The sequence below is a fragment of the Massilimicrobiota sp. mt181 genome, assembly GCF_055420065.1.
This window is the reverse complement of the sequence record NZ_JBVAYN010000006.1, coordinates 20408-40835: the sequence shown is the minus strand read 5'-3', so window position 1 is coordinate 40835 and position 20428 is coordinate 20408. Positions and strand designations below refer to the sequence as shown.

General features: G+C 30.8%; 16 protein-coding genes and 1 pseudogene. 1 reads left to right on the top strand and 16 read right to left on the bottom strand.

Annotated elements, in window-relative coordinates:
* Positions 1-8 precede the first annotated feature (8 nt).
* From ACZYT4_RS05125 to ACZYT4_RS05090, 8 genes and pseudogenes are all read right to left on the bottom strand, one after another.
* Positions 9-1757 carry a class I mannose-6-phosphate isomerase gene (locus tag ACZYT4_RS05125; protein WP_463783103.1) on the bottom strand — a complete coding sequence of 583 codons (1749 nt, stop codon included), beginning with the start codon at positions 1755-1757 and terminating at the stop codon, positions 9-11.
* A 24-nt stretch (positions 1758-1781) separates the two neighbouring features.
* A complete protein-coding gene (locus ACZYT4_RS05120) occupies positions 1782-2744 on the bottom strand; it encodes a type I phosphomannose isomerase catalytic subunit (protein ID WP_463783101.1) in 963 nt (320 codons plus the stop codon).
* 102 nt (positions 2745-2846) lie between these two features.
* The gene (locus ACZYT4_RS05115) at positions 2847-3650 is read right to left on the bottom strand and encodes an HAD-IIB family hydrolase (RefSeq protein ID WP_463783099.1); all 804 of its coding nucleotides are present in this window, start codon (positions 3648-3650) and stop codon (positions 2847-2849) included.
* Positions 3651-3664: 14 nt separating this feature from the next.
* Positions 3665-4484, bottom strand: a pseudogene (locus ACZYT4_RS05110) (PTS system mannose/fructose/sorbose family transporter subunit IID).
* Positions 4481-5284 (bottom strand): PTS mannose/fructose/sorbose/N-acetylgalactosamine transporter subunit IIC, encoded by an 804-nt coding sequence (locus ACZYT4_RS05105; RefSeq protein WP_463783095.1) that lies wholly within the window; start codon positions 5282-5284, stop codon positions 4481-4483. Before ACZYT4_RS05105 ends, ACZYT4_RS05110 begins: the two are co-directional and overlap by 4 nt.
* Positions 5285-5288: 4 nt before the next feature.
* Positions 5289-5789, bottom strand: a complete 501-nt coding sequence (locus ACZYT4_RS05100) for a PTS sugar transporter subunit IIB (protein ID WP_087304935.1) — start codon at positions 5787-5789, stop codon at positions 5289-5291.
* An 89-nt stretch (positions 5790-5878) separates the two neighbouring features.
* Positions 5879-6271, bottom strand: a complete 393-nt coding sequence (locus ACZYT4_RS05095) for a PTS sugar transporter subunit IIA (RefSeq protein ID WP_463783092.1) — start codon at positions 6269-6271, stop codon at positions 5879-5881.
* Positions 6272-6287: 16 nt separating this feature from the next.
* Complete coding sequence (locus ACZYT4_RS05090) at positions 6288-7127, bottom strand: aldo/keto reductase (RefSeq protein WP_463783089.1); 840 nt, start codon at positions 7125-7127, stop codon at positions 6288-6290.
* Positions 7128-7575: 448 nt separating this feature from the next.
* Here ACZYT4_RS05090 and ACZYT4_RS05085 point away from each other — a divergent pair, with 448 nt between their 5' ends.
* A complete protein-coding gene (locus tag ACZYT4_RS05085; protein WP_463783087.1) occupies positions 7576-8067 on the top strand; it encodes a type III toxin-antitoxin system ToxN/AbiQ family toxin in 492 nt (163 codons plus the stop codon).
* Between the two features lie 282 nt (positions 8068-8349).
* On the opposite strand, the gene ACZYT4_RS05080 is transcribed toward ACZYT4_RS05085, so the two are convergent.
* The 8 genes from ACZYT4_RS05080 to ACZYT4_RS05045 all read right to left on the bottom strand — a co-directional run bounded on the left by ACZYT4_RS05080 (position 8350) and on the right by ACZYT4_RS05045 (position 20418).
* Positions 8350-11826, bottom strand: coding sequence for an alpha-L-fucosidase (locus ACZYT4_RS05080; protein ID WP_463783085.1), 3477 nt, complete (start codon positions 11824-11826; stop codon positions 8350-8352).
* 20 nt (positions 11827-11846) lie between these two features.
* On the bottom strand, positions 11847-14108 hold the full coding sequence (locus tag ACZYT4_RS05075) for a family 16 glycosylhydrolase (protein WP_463783084.1): 2262 nt from the start codon (positions 14106-14108) through the stop codon (positions 11847-11849).
* Positions 14109-14302: 194 nt separating this feature from the next.
* Positions 14303-15241: a G5 domain-containing protein gene (locus ACZYT4_RS05070; RefSeq protein ID WP_087359104.1), complete on the bottom strand. Its 939-nt coding sequence runs from the start codon at positions 15239-15241 to the stop codon at positions 14303-14305.
* Positions 15242-15253: 12 nt separating this feature from the next.
* A complete protein-coding gene (locus ACZYT4_RS05065) occupies positions 15254-16012 on the bottom strand; it encodes a TatD family hydrolase (protein ID WP_463783080.1) in 759 nt (252 codons plus the stop codon).
* Between the two features lie 291 nt (positions 16013-16303).
* The gene (locus ACZYT4_RS05060) at positions 16304-17263 is read right to left on the bottom strand and encodes a ribose-phosphate diphosphokinase (protein WP_463783078.1); all 960 of its coding nucleotides are present in this window, start codon (positions 17261-17263) and stop codon (positions 16304-16306) included.
* An 18-nt stretch (positions 17264-17281) separates the two neighbouring features.
* Positions 17282-18682 carry a bifunctional UDP-N-acetylglucosamine diphosphorylase/glucosamine-1-phosphate N-acetyltransferase GlmU gene (glmU, locus tag ACZYT4_RS05055; protein ID WP_463783076.1) on the bottom strand — a complete coding sequence of 467 codons (1401 nt, stop codon included), beginning with the start codon at positions 18680-18682 and terminating at the stop codon, positions 17282-17284.
* 133 nt (positions 18683-18815) lie between these two features.
* Complete coding sequence (ispE, locus tag ACZYT4_RS05050) at positions 18816-19667, bottom strand: 4-(cytidine 5'-diphospho)-2-C-methyl-D-erythritol kinase (protein ID WP_463783074.1); 852 nt, start codon at positions 19665-19667, stop codon at positions 18816-18818.
* A 4-nt stretch (positions 19668-19671) separates the two neighbouring features.
* Complete coding sequence (locus tag ACZYT4_RS05045) at positions 19672-20418, bottom strand: sporulation peptidase YabG (RefSeq protein WP_463783071.1); 747 nt, start codon at positions 20416-20418, stop codon at positions 19672-19674.
* Positions 20419-20428: the final 10 nt, after the last annotated feature.

The window sequence follows — 20428 nt, the reverse complement described above, 5'->3', positions numbered from 1 at the left end:
TAGTCCTCCTATATATCCATATAAATTTCTAAAACAGCACACTCTTGAAGACGTGATTTTCCATATGGTTTAATAGTATACTGACCTGCTGCTGGAGGGACAAAAACTGCTTCTGCATAATGAATAACAACTGGTTCAAAACTATTATCTAAACTTTCAATAATAGCTTCCTCTCCCTCTACAAGAACATGAATCATAATACAATCATTTGGATCAAAATGTACTGTCTTATTAAACCAATATCTGTTTACTTCCATAGGAGCCTCAAATGGCATTGTTCCGCTTCTTTCTTTTTTCCATCCATACCCTCTATCTACTTCTTGCTTTTTAGAAATAAATTGGTCTTTAATCATTTGGGTTTGAAATTCCTCTTGAATAACATGTTTTCCATGATCAATATTAATAGGTCTAGGTTTTCCATCATAATCTAAACGTCCCCAATCCCATAATTTAAATGTTGTAAAGCAAAACATATCTATCTCAAGTGTTAATGTATTTTTACCAGCAGAGTGAATTGTACCTCCAGGGATAAAGACATGATCATGTTTTTTTACAGGAAAATGATTAATCCACTTTTCATCATCAAATTCTCCAGTTTCTTGGGCAGTTTCAAAAGCTGCTACTAACTCATCAAGTTTTACACCATCCTTTGTTCCTAAATAAACCGAACTTTCGTCACAAGTATCTAACATATAATAGCTTTCATAATGTCCCCATGATGAATTAAATACTTCTTGAGCATAGGCAATCGTGGGATGAACCTGTAGACTAAGATTACCTCCACCCCATGTATCTAAGAAATTAACATGCAATGGACATCTATTTCCATAGAGATACCAGATTTTTCTTCCTAATACTTCTTTAGGGTTACATAAAATTAAATCTGTTGATGGAAATTCAAAAATAGCATTATTCAATTGTGCAGCTACGGCTTGCCAATCCAAAAATCCTGTAATTCCCCATGCGGTATTTTCTAAATCTTTTCCAGCATTTAAAACTTTTTGACACCAATGTCCACCCCATACTCCTTTCGTAAAAATAGGGATTGGTTTAAATGGACTTGTTGAAAATTTATGTGTTATTTCATCAAAATCTTTTTTTGTTATCATGATAAACTGATTATCTTTATTACAATCAATGACATAATCGCATATTTTATAAATATCTCTTTTATGTTTATCTTGAATTCTACTTTCTAAAAAATTAAATCTCTTTTCTTTTCTCAAATATTCTTCATCTTCATTATGAGCACCCCAATTTCCTAAACCTTGCTGATATCTATCTTTTATTGTTTGATAGCTAATAGAACCATATACTAAGATATCTGGTTGACAAATCGTTTTTGATGCAACACCATAAACAACAATTAAACCTTGAGTGTTTTTTATTTTATCTTGTACATCTTTTATCTTGTTAAAATCAAAAAATTCTTCAATAGTTCCTACACTAAATACCCCATTTACACGATCATCTGTAATAAATCTACCAAACTTTTCTTGAATGATTGATTCATCATACTTAGCTATATCAGAATGGATAATCAATTGAGGTTGTAATGCTTTTGCTATTTTTTCAAATATTTCTTCATTAACACCATGATAATAATCAAAACAAATAACAATACGATCCTTTTGAATTAATTTTATTTGAGCATTAATTTCATTAACAATATCAATAAACCCAACTTTAGCACTTATATTTATATTTTTTTTAGGATACAAATCAAAATTTGGTACTCTATTTTTTATTTCATACATATATCTCATCTAACAATTTTAGAGTTATCCATAGTAAGCTAAAATTGTCATTTCTCCTTTCCACACTAATTTTTTTACATTTGCACTGATTAAGAAAGAATCTCCTGCTTTAAGATAAACATCTTCTATTTGACCTTCACCATCAATAACAAATGCACCTAGATAAGGTTTTGGCATTGTTAATTCGCCTTCACCTTTGACAACATATTTATAAACTGAAAAATTCTCATTATCCGTTAAATTAATCTCTGTTACACCTTGATGATTACGATAACGATAATATGTATCTTGACACTCAAATGGAACTAATATATTATCTTTAGCTTTCTCAATATCAAGTTGTCGTGGTTGTCCATTTTTATCTAGACGATCATAATCATAAAAACGATATGTGATAGGACAAGGATTACATACTTCCATAAAAGTTGTTCCTTTTTGTATAGCATGTAGTGTTCCTGCCTGAATGTTATAAAAAGATTCAGGAAAAATAGGATATCTTTTCAATAAGCCATTCCAATCCTTATTTTGGATATACTCATCTAATTCTTCAAATGTTTTAGCATTATGTCCCATAACTATATCTGAATGAGGCGGACAATCTACAATATACCAGCTCTCACTTTTTCCATGACACCCTAAATTTTTTAATGCATATTGTTCTGTAGGATGAACTTGTATACTTAAATCTGCACACGCATGAGCTATTCCCATAGACACAGGTATATGTTCCCATTTTAAAGTTGAAGGTGTTCCAAACATTTCTGGGTGTTCTTCATAAAGCTCATTTAATTTTCTTCCTTTATATTCACCATTTAAAATTTCATTAGCATCTTGTGGTAATCCACTAAATGCACCTAAACCAGTGACTTCATCTATATTCATATTTTTTGGTACATAATTTTCTACATGATAACGATGAACCAATGTCCCGTCACCCCAAATTGCAGTTGAAAATGTCGGCTTTAAAAATACATATTTTTCATTCATAAAAGTATCACCTCTATTTTTATTGTATATTTCAAATTAATAAAATGATTGAAACATATTGTATATAAGTAAAAGATTATGCTTTTCTAAATCCTTTTGCTTTTAAATTTCATTTTCTAAAATATTAATTACATCTTTTATATTTTTAACTCTATATGTTGCTTGTTTCTTTGCAACTTCATGTCCATGCACCATACAAAAGCTCATATGACAAAAATGGAACATTCCTATATCATTTAGACTATCACCAATGGCAATAGTATTCTTTTGAGGTATATTATTGAGTTTTAAATATTGATATATACCGTGTTCTTTTGTCGCTTGTTGCTGAGTAATATCGTAACTATAATCTGATGTTTCTTTACATTGATAATGATTTGTACGACTTAAAATATTTTTTTGATAATCTTCATAAAATTCATGATGTTTTTGTTTATTAGGGAAAATATAATTTATATGGATAATTTGTTTATAATCATTTTGTATATATTCATCTATAGTTTGAGAAAGAATTTTATTGGGATCATTTTGAAACATAAATGTTGTATATGAAGATAATTTTCCAAAAATATATTCATTATCAATGTTTGTCACTTTAGCATAATCTTTGTACTTATACATACCATGATATATTTCTAAAAATTGATTATTTGTAAAAGGATATAAGCAGATAACTTTATGATTCATATATATTTCAGCACCATTCCAACCTATACAATCAAAATCAATTGATTTAAATTTTGTTGTAATATTATTCAAAAAAGTATGATGTCTAGCTGTACATAGTACAAATTTATTTTTATTATTGATCCAACGTTTAATAGCTTCAACATCCTCATCTAATACTTCCTTTGTTTTCGGTCTTAATAATGTATCATCCAAATCACAAAATATAATCTGATTCATATCATATCCTCACTTTAAACAATACCAAAAACTCCTAACACAATGGCAATCACAAGATAAACACCAATCAATTTAATAGCACTAAACTTTTTAAATTTTAGTAAATAGAATCCTAATAAAACAAGACACATTGGAATAAACTTTGGAAAAATACCATCTAAGACCTCTTGAAAATTAATAGTGCTATATTCACTTACATATTCAGCAGTAATTGTAAAATTTACATAACTTGCTGTAATAGCTCCCACTACAGTTAACCCAAGAACTGACATAGCATCTTGAATTCTAGCCATTTGTTTACCTAATAATTTATTAACTGCTTCACGTCCTGATTTATATCCTGACATAAAAGTTATTCTTGAAATTAACATATTAATTCCATATAGTACAGCAACTGCAAATATAGCTCCTAGTACACTTCCATTTGTAGATAAACCAATAGCAACGCTTAACACAATTGGTGGAATAGTTGCTTGAGTAATTGCATCACCAATTCCAGCTAAAGGGCCCATAAGTCCGACTTTAATATTTTGAATAAAATCATCACTAATTTTAGCCCCATTAGCTTTTTCAACTTCCATTGACAACTGCCCCAACAATATTATTTGTATTATAAAAAACTGAATGTCGTTTTAAAGCAGCTACCATTTTTTCTGGTTTATTTTTATAAAATTTCTTAAAAATAGGTAACATGGATAAGGTAAAACCAGGTGCTTGTAATCTTTCATACCCAAATACAGTAAGAGCATATTTCCACCATGTCCACCATACTTTATTAACTTCCTTTTTTGTTAATTGCGTTGATTCATTAATAATTTCTTTTTTTTCACTCATAATAACTCATCCTCCTCATCATCTTGTATTTCTAAATTATTTTCATTCTTATGATCAGTAAACATATAATACATAACAGCTAAACATGCCCCAAACACTGCTGTGGCAACCATATTAAATTGTAAAAATGTAATACACATCATTCCAATAAGGAAGAATATAACAAATTTGTAATCCTTTAATGTATAAGTTACTAAAATAGAAATTCCTACTGCTGGTAAAACACCACCCAAGACACTTGCTATATGTAAAACAAGTTCAGGTATTGCTGCCAATAATGAAGAAGCATAATTACTACCTAATAAAACAATAGCGAAAGTTATTCCAAATCGTATAACAAAACTTGTTATAGGTGGTAAAACCATATATGCAACTTTCATTCCTTTAATATTATTTTGAGCAATGAATTTATCACCTAATTGATAAAATACAGATGCTAAAATTTCATAACCTGTAAATAAGGCTGCTCCCAAAACACCTACTGTTGCTGCTAATGTTACTGCTACATTTGCATCAGCACCCGCTAACATTGCCAGTGCTATTGAAGGATATGATACAAAGGCCATATCAGCTGTTGCAACACCACCGATAAGAACCTGCCCTAAATACATAGCTTGTACAGCTGCTCCAATTGTTGCTCCAGTTACAACATCTCCTAAAATAATACCAACAATTGTTCCCCCAACAATTGGCTTCGACATAGCATCAGAAAAAGCGACTCCTAATGGTTGAGAATTCTCAACACTTCCTAACCAACATGCTACACCTATTAAAAAGGCTTGAAAAATACTTACATCCATAATTTTAACCTCCCTTATAATTTGATTGGACTTCTTTAAACGTTAAACCTTTTTCATCTGGTATCAATTTGAATTGAATATCAATACCTTGTGCATTCAAATATTCACAATATTTCATATCATTTGGTGATAAATAAACATTATTATAAACTTTCTCAGTTCCTTCTGCTTTACTTGCTGTTCCAAATATAATTTCTTTACCAAAATCTACCCCTTTCTTTTTAAGCAGATAAAGTTGTTCAATTTTCTTTGAAATTAAATAATATTTTTTCTTTCCAGATATGGCTTTAGGTACTTTTTCTATAGCTTGTTCAACTGTGAAAATATATACTTTTTTACCTAATCCATTTCCTGCATTTATGAAAACTTCTTTTAAAAATGGATCATTAGCTAATTCATCATCAACTAATAAAATAATAGCATCCCCTTGTCTGACCTTCGTCCACATCAATAAAACTTGTCCATGTATCAAACGATCGTCCACTCTTACCAAATTTAAAGACATAATTTTCTCTCCTTTCCTGTTATGTTATCGTGTTGTCATGACATCTTTACATTAATATAATAGCATTACTTTTATAAAAATGCAATGCTCTATAAACTACAAATAGAAATTTTTCCTGTGTCCATAATTTGGTTAATTAATTGTTGCGTTTCCATATCTAAATCACATAACATCTCTAGCTCTATAACCATTGCCAGATTCATTCCTGTTACAAGATATATATTTGAATCCTTATGAGCCAGAATATATCTATAACACTCGTTATATGGAGTGGCATTTGGAATATCCGTTACAATAATAATTTCTTTATATTCTTTTTCTAATGTTTCTATTCTTTCAGTTAGTTGTACTCTAAAATTATCAACTCCTTCTTCTGTTAATGAACATGTATAAATATTTTCCTTTTTACCTATAATCATCTCACAACTTTCTTTAACACCTTCACACATTGTAGAATGTGTAACTAATAAAATAGCTTTCATTATTTCCACCTCATCTTTAAAAATTTGCTGTATCTGGATAGGATCCTATTTTTCCATGAGTCTGACTAAGATTTTTTATTCTTTTAATATCTTCTTTCACTAATTGAAAATCAAAAACTTCTAAATTACTTTTAATTCTTTCATTTGTTACTGATTTAGGTATAGGAATGATTTCATTATCTATGGCGTATCGAATACAAATTTGAGCAGGTGTCTTTCTATATTTCTCCGCTATCTTCTGTATAATCGGATCATTCAATACTTGACTTCTTCCTAATGGACTATATGCTTCTAAAACAATATTATTTTGACGACAATATGATATTGTTTCTTCATCATAATAATAAGGATGGAATTCTATTTGATTCACCGTAATAGGAATCTCTATCTCCTGACTGAGTTCTTCTAAATGATGTTTCATAAAGTTACTTACTCCAATCGCTTTAATTTTACCCTCTTTATAGAGATATTCCATTGCTTGATAAACTTCAATATTTCTTTTTTGATAATTCTCTCTATAGTCTTTTGGTGCAGGCCAATGAATTAAGTATAAATCAATGTATTCAAGCTGTAATTTATTTAAACTTTCATAAAATGCATCAATAGCTTCTTGATAATGACTTACTGTATTCCATAATTTTGTTGTAACAAAAAGCTCATCTCTTGATATATGACTTTGCTTAATTGCTTCACCAATTGCACATTCATTCCCATAGCTACTTGCAGTATCAATATGTCTATACCCATAGGAAATAGCTGCTTTCACCGACTCAACAGCAGTATCATAATCATCAATTTTCCAGGTTCCAAAACCAATACAAGGTATATTCACACCATTATTTAATTGTAAATCCATTATTTCCCTCCTTTATTGTAATGATGTCATGTCATCATTATATTAACTCTTGTGTATTTTTTTGTCAATATGAAGTGATAAATTATCTAAAATGTTTATCAACAATATTTTTTAACATACAAACTATGAATAAGATTTCATTCTAAAATTAATAGAAAAATAACTTTAATTGTATCAATATATTTTTCATATCATATACTATATATAGAAATATTCTTATCCGCATTGACCTTACTTTTCATTTGTAGTATATTATAAATGAAGAATATTTCAAAAAAAGGATAGAAGTTTGTTAAATGGTGCTTCACAGCCGTTAAATGTGGGTTGAAACATTCAGTGCTCCACAGCTGAAAATGTGGGTTGAAACATTCAGTGCTCCACAGCTGAAAATGTGGGTTGAAACTTTTAACAGACTACCTATCCTTTTTTATTTAATCAGGAGGATTCTATGAGCAAATTAAATATTTATTACATAAACAATAACTATATCAATTATTTGCAAGAAGAAGAACGAAAAGCAAGGGGTTTTACTAAAGTTTCAAACAACACAGATATGAACTATGAAAATTTCAAACCTTATGTAGGTATTGTTTTACAAATTGAAAAATACAATTACTTTGTTCCACTAACACATCCAAAACAACATTACGATGATAATGCTCGATTTTTTAATAGAATTTCTCATCCTATTGAATTAACAAATGGAAGAAAATATGGTCGACTAATGTTTTGCTATATGATTCCTATAAAAGATAGTAATTTGATTCATTTGATTAATATTAACAATATAGAAGATAACAATTATAAAAATGTACTTATGTCACAATATTTCTATCTAAAATCATCTGAAAAGGAAGAAATCATCATAAATTCAGCAATCAAATTATATAATAAAGTCAAAGGAAATCCTCGGAAATCCTCATCATTTTCTTTATTCTAAATGTTGTGATTTTGAACTACTTGAAAAAGCTTGTAATCTTTATCCATTATAACAATTATATATTCTCATTTTTATTTAATATACTCATTATTAAACATTGAAACAGAGGCCTTTATAATATTATGCTTCTGTTTTATTTTATTATGTGTATACATATAATAATTTAGTAATATATCAACAGATGTTTTCAATATTTTTTAATATATTCTTTTCATAATAATAAGCTTAGATATAAAGAAAGCTATTGATAAAAATTATCAATAGCTAATCTTCAAAATAGTATTAATCTTGAGAATCAGATTTTTTATTTTTCATAACCACAAATAAACATGCAGCTCCTAATAATGCTAATACAAATACTCCTATAACTTGTTCATCACCAGTTTTTACTTTATCATGAGATGAAGTTGTCCCATTTACTGTTGGTGTAGTAGAAGGTTTTTCTCCAGTTTGTCCTGAATTTCCTTGATTTGGATTATCTTGACCTGGTTTTTCAGGTGTATCTGTACCTGGATTCATTTCATCACTCTTACCTTTAACAGTAACTGTAAATTGAGCTTCAAATTCACCATAATGTACAGTTAAAGTTTGTTCACCAACTTTTGATGAATCAAATCCTGTTACTTCTACTTTATGAGTAATATCAGCTGTTGCACCTGTATCATATTTTGCTATAACTTTTAATCCTGTTAAATCAAGTGTATCTCCAAGTGCATAAACTGTTTTACTTGGCATTTGTTCAATGGCGATACTTTCAATCTTTCCATTTGATACTTCTTGTAATTTAATTTTTGCATTATCAATAGCTAAATCACCATCTGATTTTGCTAAAGATTTAGCAGTAATCACAACTTGAGAAACACCAGTTTCTTGAATATTCAATGGTATTGATTTTTCTGTTAATGTTTCTGAAGCATCTAAAGAAATTGTTTGTTTAACAATATGATCTCCACTAATGATAAGTGACATAGGTTGTGTTGCCTGATAAGTAAAATCAAAATTATATAAACCTGTTTTTTGAACATTTAATGGTATTGTAATTGTATTTCCATCTTTAATCTTATTGATCAAACGTCCATTACTATAATCACTTCCATTAACCATCTTTAAGTATTCATTAGCAACAATATTTTCATGTTTTGAATCTAAAATACCTAATTCTACTTCTAAAACTTTTTCATCTTCAAAATTATCTGGTAAGATCATCGCATTTCTTACAGAATATTGACTAATGACTTCAAGATTATTGTAAGCTTCCATTAAAGCATTAGATAATTTCATTTTTTCATCATCACTCATAGAATTATCATCTACTGCTGCTTTAGCTTTTATATAAGCTTGATCAAAGGCATCCCAGCTTTCAGCTTTATACCATGATTCACTAATATTTGAAGTTTGTTCTACAGCATCAGCTATTCTCTTATCATTTTCAACAATAAGAACTCTGGCTGTACTTCTCATACCAAGTTGTGCTCCACCTGTTGGTGAGAAAATTTCTACATAAAAATCTTTATTTCCAGTCACATCCAAATTATCAATAGTTTTTAAAGTTACATATTTTACTTTTTCTCCATCTTTGAATGTGATTGTTTCATTTGTAATATTTTCATAATATTGCCCTTGTACTGCTGTACCTGGAGGTGTTGTAACATTAACAGTAACTTCTCCTGTTGATCCCCCGTTACGTTTAATCTTAACTTTGATAGAGTCTCCTTCAGTGACTTGATATGAATCTGTTTCAATTTCAAATAAACCATTTTCATTTGTACCTAAATAGTAACCATATGCAAAGTTTACAGGTTTTCTATTTGTACCTGTTGTTAATTGAATTGTATGTGTTCCTGCACCTAAAGTTGGAGATTCATACAATATTTGACCTGGTGTTATTTCTCCAGCTGAAGCATTAGCTGAACTTGTATATTTTCCATCAATATAAATATCAAATGAACCATAGTCAGGTCCTTTTGTACCTACTAATGCAAAGTATGTTCCTTCAAATGTATACTTAATATTTGCCCAACCATCAGTTGTTGTATAACTTCCATCTTCTTGTTTTTCCCAACCTGTATTTCCTTGATGGTCATCATCCCAAGAACCTTTATTTAATTCCAATCCTTCATCACCTGGAACAAATTTTGTATATGCTTCTGGTAAAGGTTGAGTTTTTTCAAAACCATCAGCTGTTTTATAAATACCAACTTCACTGATCATTGGTTCAGCATAAGAATTAGAAATATGAATTCTAATAGCTTTTGCTTGAACTGGATCAATTCTTAATAATTTTTTAGCTCCAATAGTATGACCATCTTCAAAAGGTAGCCATTGTCCATCTGCAGTTTGATATTCTACTTCAAACTCACTAATTCTTTGTCCCTTTTCAATATATTCTTCAATTGATACAACATCAAATTCTTTCACTTCATCAAATTCAATTTCTAAAGTTCCTGTTTTTTCACCTTTTTCTGTTGTCCAATAAGTATCTTCATCACCATCAATAGCTTTAGCTGGTGAATACTCTTTTGCATTTTCATAAACAGATGAAGCTCCTGCTTTAGAATTTTGTGCTAATAAATTTGTTTTAAATGTATTATCAATTGCATTTTTAAATTCATTTAGACGAGAATAAATACTTCCATCTAAATCCCCTGTTTGATTTGGTGGGAAGTTCAATAATAATGGTGATCCATTACCTACTGTTTGGAAATAAATATTTCCTAATTGACTTATAGATTTTGGTAAATCTCCATCGTGATAGAACCAACCAGAAGTAATACTGACATCACTTTCTGGAACTGACCAATGGTCACCATCTGGAATACCATAAGTGAATCCATCAGCTTCACTATATCCGTCACCTTTTTCAGAATCTACTTTAGCCCAAGTTGTATCACTTGCTTGCCCTTTTTCATTTCCAATCCAGTGAATTCCACCTTCTGTTCCACCACCAAAAATAAGAATACCTGGTTCATTATCTTTGATAGTTTTTAAAATACGTTCTGTATCATATTCTTGAGCATCGCCACCTTCTCCTTTGGCACCATCCATCCACCATTCTGTGAATTTTCCATGATTACCATATTTAGGATTAGTTACGATCTCAGTAATCTGATTAACATAATAATCATTATAATCTAAAACATCTTTTTCTTTGACTTCTTCCATTGTCATACCATCAACAGGATTTCCATTTTCATCTAACAATGGATTACCATCTTTATCATAGTATCCATAGCTTTCAGCATTTTCGTCCCATGGAGATAAGTATAATCCCATATCCATATCATATTCAGTACAAGCTGCTGAAATTTCTGCTAAAATATCTCCCTTACCATCTTTATATGGTGAATTTTCAATATCATGTTCTGTATATTCACTTGGCCAAATACAGAAACCATCATGATGCTTTGCAGTTACGATGACTTTCTTAAATCCAGCATTTTTCAATGCTTCAACCATTGATTTTGCACTTTCTCCAAAATCTCCTGTAGGATTGAATACAGATGGAGATTCTGTTCCATCTCCCCATTCATTACCCGTAAATGTATTTACACCAAAATGTATGAATGCAGCTAATTCATCATCGTGATATTGAAGCTGTGCTTCATTTGGTAAAGCTCCCCAGCTTTCTGGTTCAGTAACTGTTTTATCTTCTAAATCAGTGTCATAGACTAAGGCATTTGAAGAGTAAACAGCTGAACCAACAATTGTCATTGCAAGTGTACCTGCTAAGGTACCTTTTAAAATCTTACTTTTATTCATAGTTGTTCCCTTCTCTTTCCTTATTTAACATGTAATGTTGCACACGCTCTTGTATATACGTTATTTTCACCAATAGTAGAATAAACAATTTCATATGTTCCTTCTTTTGAGAAATCAATTTCACTTGTTCTTGTTCTACCATTCCACATTAATTTTTGCCCATCATTGATTGAACAGCTTACATCTAATGCTTTACCATTAGCATCAGTTGCCTTAACATTATCCAATAATGATGATAATTGTGATTCATCACTAATTGTTATGTCTTTTACACCACTAAAAGTTGGTGCTGTCGCATAATATTTGTCAGCAGCTTCTTTTTGAGCAGCTGTCTGGCTATAACTTACATAATCAATAATGAAATCCATAGGGAAATCTGTATCTTCGTTAGGGAAACCAGGCCATGCTCCTCCTGCAGCCAAGTTAAATAATAAGTAATGAGGTTTTTGGAAATAATCTAAATCTGTAATATAAATTGTGCTATAAACATTACCATCAACATACCATTCAATTGTATCAGGATTCCATACAATACCAAATGTATGATAATCATCATTAAAAGTTCCTTCTTTTAATGAATAAGTATTTGTTTGAGCCTTATCACCATTTTCTGTCAATCCATTATGAATTGTTCCATGTACTGTACTATCACTTGTACCAGAAACATCTGGATTAGCTCCAATTAATTCCATAATATCGATTTCACCACACATTGGCCATCCCACACCTTGTTTAGAATCAACCAATCCATCTAACGTGAAATCATTACCTAAAGTCCAGAACGCAGGGAATGCCCCAGCGCCTTTTGGTAATTTAGCTCTCATTTCAATTTTTCCATATAAGAACTCTTTCTTACCAAATGTTGCAATACTTCCTGAGTCATATTTCTTAACAATATCACTACCATCTGCATTGTAGTGCACACGATATTCACCTTTTTCTGTTGCACGTAAATATAATTTCCCATCTTCAACAAAAACATTATCTTTATTAGAAACATAATCTTGAGGTTCAATACCACGTTTATGTCCTAATTGATATGACCAAGTGCTTTTATCTAAAGTGTCGAAATCATCACGCCATACTTCAGTATATTGACTTGCTTGTTCTTCTTGTTCTTCTTCTTTTTCTTCTTCTTGAACCTTATCATATACTGATTTTTCATAAACACGCATATCACTAACATTTACTGTAGCATGATATGATGCCTGTTCTGCTTCATTTCCATTATCAGGACCATATTTATAAACATTTAATATAACTTTATCATAATTACCTGAATTAAATGCAATTTCAACATCACTCCAAGAAGTACCACCAGGGTATTGCTCTCCTAATCGAGTTGTTGATGCATTCTCATCATTATTTGGCCCCTCTACTGAAACTGTTGTTCCTGCTTGTGCAGCACTATGTTTGACACGTACTTTAAAAATATATTCAGTATTTGGTTTAACTTGCGCAGCAGTTCTTACCCAAACATCTCCATTTTCAGCAGGCAATACAAATCCATTGGCGTTTTCACCATAACCTTCCCCAATTGTTACTGGATTATCTGCTGGAGCATTTGAATAAAAATCTCCTGAGTTCCATCCCAATGGCCAACCATCATTTCCTTTAATACTATCTTGTGTGATACCAATTAAATCACTATTCTTAATTAAGTTTTCTAATTTTGTTTTTGATTCTTCTTTTTCTTCATACTTTGTATACTCTGCTTTTTTCATTAATACAGCTTCATCAAAATACATAGTTGAATTAAAGATTGAATCTTCATTCTCAGTATACTTTAAAACTCCAATTGTGATTTTATCGTGATCACCTGAATTAAATTCAATTTTTGCTTTGGTCCAGTCAGTTCCTCCAATGTATTGATCTTCAATACCTTCAATTTTTCCTCCTTTTTCATCAGCAACTTGAACAATAGCTTGTGCACCAGATAATGATGTTCTCACATAAGTACTAAATACATAATCCGTATTCTTTTCTACCTCAATGACTTGTCTAATCCAGACATTACCATTTTTAGCAGGTAGAATTGCAGAGCGTTCGCTTTCATTGTAGCCAATGAAACTGACCCCCCCTCCGCTGTTTGAATACCATGTTCCAACATTCATATTGGATGCATCTTCAGGTTTTCCAATGTCAGCAGATTTGATTTCTTCAAAATCACCATTGGAAATGAGATTGCTAGCAGCATTGACATTCCAGTTTTGTGGAATCATTGTTCCCAACATAGCAAATGTCATTGCTCCAGCGACAAAAACTTTCTTTTTGGTCTTCATACCTTTCTCCTTTCCTGTTTAGTAAAAATATAAAGTTTTTTTATTTCTTTTTACTAAACTTTTTACTATGGCTAGTATATACTTATAGATTTATTTTTGCAAGCGATTTCATCATTTTTTGTTTTATTTTTTATTATCCTTAATATAAGTCCCTTATAAAATTCACAGAGCAAATAAAAAAAGAGATAGTTTTCCTATCTCCAAAAATTCGCATTTCCACTACCAAGAGAAACAACTTCAAATTTGGTATTATGTGAGGTGCCACCACCAAAATATCTTTTCCCAGAACCTTCACTACCATTAAAAATATCTATTTTATTTCCCTTAATAGCACCACCACGATCTACAACAATTCCATAAATAGTCCCTGCTGTATTTAAATTATGATTAGAAATCTTAATCACAGTTCCAAATGGAATAGATCGATCAGCAGCCAAACAATAATATTTCTTTCCTTTATAATATAAGTAAGGTGAGTTGGTATTATTGACTCCACTCGTTGGGGATAATTTCACACCAGATGAAGATGTTCCTCCACATCCTGTACAATCTCCACCATATATTGTCAATCTACCTGTAAAAGTTGTACCTTTTAAAACACCACCATATTGAATAATCTTATCTACTGGCTTTTCAATAATTTCTTCTTTAATCATTTGACGATCAGTTTCTTTTCCATTAGCATAAGTCAACAGATAAGTTCTTTTAGCTTTTCCATCTTTTCCTTTTTGAACAACTGTTTTTGTCCAGCTTCCACTACCTTTGGTTTTTGTTGAGTATGGTATTGTTTCTATTTTTTCTATTGTTTTCGTTTCAACTCTTGTAATTTTAATCAAATCATCCTGTTGAACAATAGCATCTTTATCTTTATTTAAAGTATCCTTCTGATCTAACTCAACATTTAATTCATTTAAGACATTTGATACTGTATCCTGCTTGACCAAATAATCTTTTTCCTCCTGTAAACCATCTTTTAAACGAATATCTACAGTTGGAATAAAATCTGTAATCTGATTAACAGCTCCTGATGATACAGTTGCTAACATAATAACAACATATACCACAGCCATCGCTAAAATTCCTTTTGTTCGGCTATCAGCCGAGACAATTGCCTCTTTAGCTTTTTGTAACATAAAATATCCTCCTTATTTAATCCCAAACATTTTTTTGGCATTAAATGTTGTGATTCTAGCAACGTCTTCTATCTCCATGTTCTTTAGCTTTGCTATTTCCTGGGCAATATACACAACATTTGCTGGCTCATTCAACTTTCCTCGAAATGGGTGAGGTGTTAAATAAGGGCAGTCCGTTTCAATCATTAAATGTTCTATATCAATTGATTGAGCAACTTCTTTAGGGACTTTTGCATTCTTAAATGTCACGGGTCCAGCTAATGATATTTCAAAACCTATATCAATATATCGCTTTGCCATTTCAGCCGATCCACTATAACAATGCATAATGCCATAATGTGCAGTTTGTTTTAAGATATTGTAAGTATCTTCATAGGCATCTCTAGCATGAATCACAATGGGCTTTTGATATTTTTTAGCAATTTCAATTTGCTTTATAAAAATATCTTTTTGCTTTTCATGAGGGACTTCTTCCCAATAATAATCTAAACCTATTTCTCCTAAAGCCACTACACATGGGTCTTGAAGTATTTTTTCAATTTCATTTAAATCCTCATCCGTTGTATCCTTACAATCATTAGGACTTATTCCGACTGCTGCATAGATAAATGAATACTCATGAGCTATCTCAACAGCCTTCTTTGATGACTCTAAATCATATCCTACAACAACCATATTTTCGACTTGATGATCTAAAGCATTTTGAATAAATTGATCTCTATCAGGATACAATTGTTCACTATTTAAATGTGTATGTGTATTGAAATACATCTTCATCACCCTGAGGCATAATAACAAATATTTAAAGCTTTGTCAAATTTCTAAAAACACAAATATACAATTAATTACCATTTTATCGACATTTTTCTTATTCACAATTCCATATATTTGTCATTATAACAAACATCATTCTATACTCTTTTGAAATATTCCAATCTATAAATATTTGTCAAAAAACGTTGAAATCACCAACATCATATTTATAGTATGTCTATTTCACAATTATTTAATCAAATTCTCATAACAAAATAAAAAGGAGATTCTTCAATCTCCCATCAATCACTATTCACCCTTAAAATCAAAATGTTTGAAAACATCACTTACAGGTAAATCATTTTCAATACTTTCAATAGTATAAGCCAATAATTCAGCTACACTGATTTGTACTAATTTATCAAAACGTTTTTCTTCTGGAATCGCAATTGTATCAGTAATAATAACTTCTTTAGCGACACAATCTTTTAATCTATCTACTGCTGGTCCTGATAATACACCATGAGTACAAGCAATATATACATCTTTAGCACCTTTTTCTTTTAAGATTTGTGCTCCTGCAACAATTGTTCCTGCAGTGTCAATCATATCATCAATTAAGACACAGTTTTTACCTGCAACATCCCCAATAATACCCATAACTTCTGCGACATTTGGTTTTGGACGTCTCTTGTCAATGATTGCAATTGGACAATCCAATGCTTCTGACATTTTTCTTGCACGAGTTGCTCCACCATGATCTGGTGATACAACACATAAATCTTCAATATTTTTATTTTTAATATATCTACAAATAAGAGGTAAAGCTTCCATTTCATCAACAGGAATATCAAAGAATCCCTGAATTTGACGAGCATGTAAGTCTACTGTAACAACTCTATCTACTCCCGCTACTGTTAATAAATCAGCAACTAAACGTGATGTGATTGGTTGTCTTGGCTTTGCTTTTCTATCTTGTCTTGCATATCCAAAATATGGTATAACTGCTGTAATTTCTTTAGCTGATGCACGTTTTAAAGCATCAGTTAAAACTAAAATTTCCATTAAATTTTCAGTTACTGGATTAGATGTTGATTGTACAATAAAGACATCTTTTCCACGTACTGATTCTTCAATTTCAACTAAAATTTCACCATCTGCAAAATGATGAACTTTACTTTTTCCAACTTCTGTTCCCAAAATATCTGCCATTGAGTTGGCTAATTCCTGATTAGATGATAAAGCAAATATTGTTATATTATTTTTCATTTTTACCTCATATTCTCCTTATTTTTTATTTTTATTACGTCTTTCGTATTCTTTTTCTCTTATCTCTTTTAAAACTTTACTATAACCTTGTTTATTTTCCTGTCTAACTCTTGCGATAGCCATTGCATCTTCTTCAACTTCTTTTGTAATTGTTGAACCAGCTGCAATATAAGCATTCTTTCTAACTGTCACTGGAGCCACTAAATTTGTATTACATCCAATAAAGACATTATCTTCAATCTTTGTCAGTGATTTGTTCTTACCATCATAGTTTGATGTAATTGTTCCACATCCAAAATTAACATCTTTACCAACTTCAGCATCACCTACATAAGTTAAATGTGAAGCCTTACTTCCTGCTCCAAAATCAGCTTTTTTCATTTCAACGAAATTTCCTAAATGAGCATTTTCATGAATATGACAATTTGTTCTTAATCTTGCATAAGGTCCAATATCTACACCACTTTCAATAATGGAATCACTTAAGACAGAGAATTTAATTTCAACATTGTCTTTAATTTCCATATTCGTAAACTCACAATATGGACCAATATGACAATGACTACCAATCACTGTTTTTCCTTTAATAATACATCCTGGTTCAATAATTGTATCTTGTCCAATCACAACATCTCTACCAATATACGTATTTGATGGATCAACAATTGTCACACCATTTAATAAATGTTCACGATTAATACGATTTCTTAAAAATTGTGTTGATTCAGCTAATGCTACACGATCATTGATACCACCAACTTCATCAAAATCATCAATCTTATAAGCATCAACTTTTAATCCTTCTTCATTCATAATCGCAATGACATCAGTCAAATAATACTCATGTTGAGCATTGTCATTAGTCACTTGAGATAAAGCTTTAAATAAAGCTTTGTTATCAAAGCAATACTCACCTGTATTCATCTCTGTAATGTCTTTTTGACTATCCAATAAATCTTTAAATTCTACGATTCCTTTAACTTGATCATCAACTTTAATAATTCTTCCATAATGTGTACTAACATCACAATCAGCACTCATAATCGTTGCAGAATTATGATGTTTTTGATGATATTCGATAAATTCCTCTAATGTTTCCTTACGAATCAATGGTGCATCACCACATAAAACTAATGTAATACCATCTTGATCCGCTAAAACATCTTGAGCCTGTAAAACAGCATGTCCTGTTCCTAATTGTTCCTTTTGTTCAACAAAAGTCACATCATCAACAATAGCTTTCACTTGTTCTGCTTCATGCCCAACAACAACTATTGTTTCATCTACACCAAGCTTTTTCAATTCATCAACAACATGATTGATCATTGGCTTGTACAATACTTCATGTACTACTTTTGGTTTATCAGACTTCATTCTTGTGCCTTTACCAGCAGCCAATACAATAGCATATACTTTCATTTTTTTCTCTCCTTATCGCCACTATTCTAACAAAAAAACATATAAAAAAAAAGAGGAAACAGGGAAATACTTACATTCATTCCCATATTTTCCATACTTTTTTCACAAAATATAAAGTTAGTCATTTATAACTTCAATCTTCCTGATTTAAAATTTCTGTTTTTCGTACAAAAGCATATTTATGCAAAAAGAAACGATATCCTCTTTCCAATAATTCCTGATCCTGTGTTAAACCAAATACACAAGAACCACTTCCTGACATCAAAGTTCCATCAAACCCCAATTCTTTCATTTCTTCTTTAATTTTCAAAATATCAGGTACAATTTTTAATGATGGTTCTTCTAATGTATTTCCTAAGCAATCAACAACTTGATCATAATCATTATTCTCAATAGCCTCTTTCATATCGTGAATACGTGGATGAACAGCTTTTTTGAGATCAAGCATTCCAAATGATTTCTTTGTTGAAACACCTTTTTTAGGTTTAACCAACAATAAATAACAATGAAACTGATGTGGAATAAATTCTAACTGTTCTCCAATGCCTTTGACAAATGCCATTTTCTCATAAATGCAAAATGGAATATCAGCACCAATCTCTTTACCTATATCAGCTAATGTTTCTAAAGATAAATTTAACCTAAACATCTGATTCATGGCTTTCATGACGGCTGCCCCATCAGCACTGCCTCCAGCCAATCCGGCTTGCGTTGGAATATGTTTATAAATATGAATTTTCACACCATAAGGTATTTGATAACGTTCTATCAATGCTCTAGCAACTTTATACATGATATTACGTTCATCTGTAGGCATACGATTTGTATTCGCTGTAATCTGAATGCCCTGGTCTATTTTTTCAATATAAATTAAATCATGTAAAGTAATAGGTGTCATGATCATCTCCAAATCATGATAACCATCTTCTCTTTTTCTGACAACATCTAAAGCCAGATTCACTTTTGCATATGCTCTTACTTTCATTTTTTCAACCCCTTGTTGGATATATTTTTCTAGCAACACCTTTTGTATCAATACCACCAATTCCATTTTGTTTATGTGAAGTGTGATTAATAATATCTTCCACATCACAATAATTTCTCACACTCTCATTGGCGACTAAACTGGCAATATAAACAGGATCCAACGCATGAATATTCATGCGTTTAGGACTCGAAGCAAAATTTGCGCCACTCGCCAATAACATTTCATAATAAGACTGACACGCTCCTGCTATAATAATCAACGCATCTTTATCTCCCTGATATAAACGTGCCTGTTTGACAGCAGCTGTATAATCTAAAGAATGCTGATAATTTTGACCTATTGTTTTATCTGCATTTTTTCTTAAAGCATCATGACCAGTAATGACCAAAATCTGTGGTTTATGTTTTTCTAATAACTCTACAACACGAGAAGGCATTTCACTTTCTTTCATATAATAGCAATCCGCTCTAATCTTTAATTCCTCGTATTTCTTTTGACACATCTTCAAATATTTTTCATCACCATCAAGATGCAAAACCTTTCCCCTAATAACTGGATGTCTTTCCATCACAAAATCATCTTCCATATGTGGTTGAATTTCACTTAATTCCAAATCATCTAAATCACTATCCGCAATTAATCTCAGTTCTACACCTCTTAAGTAATAAATACCATCTTTAATATCAAAAATTTCAAATAATATATCACGATTATATTTCTTTCTGACAACATAATCTCCAATTTTCATAATCTCACCA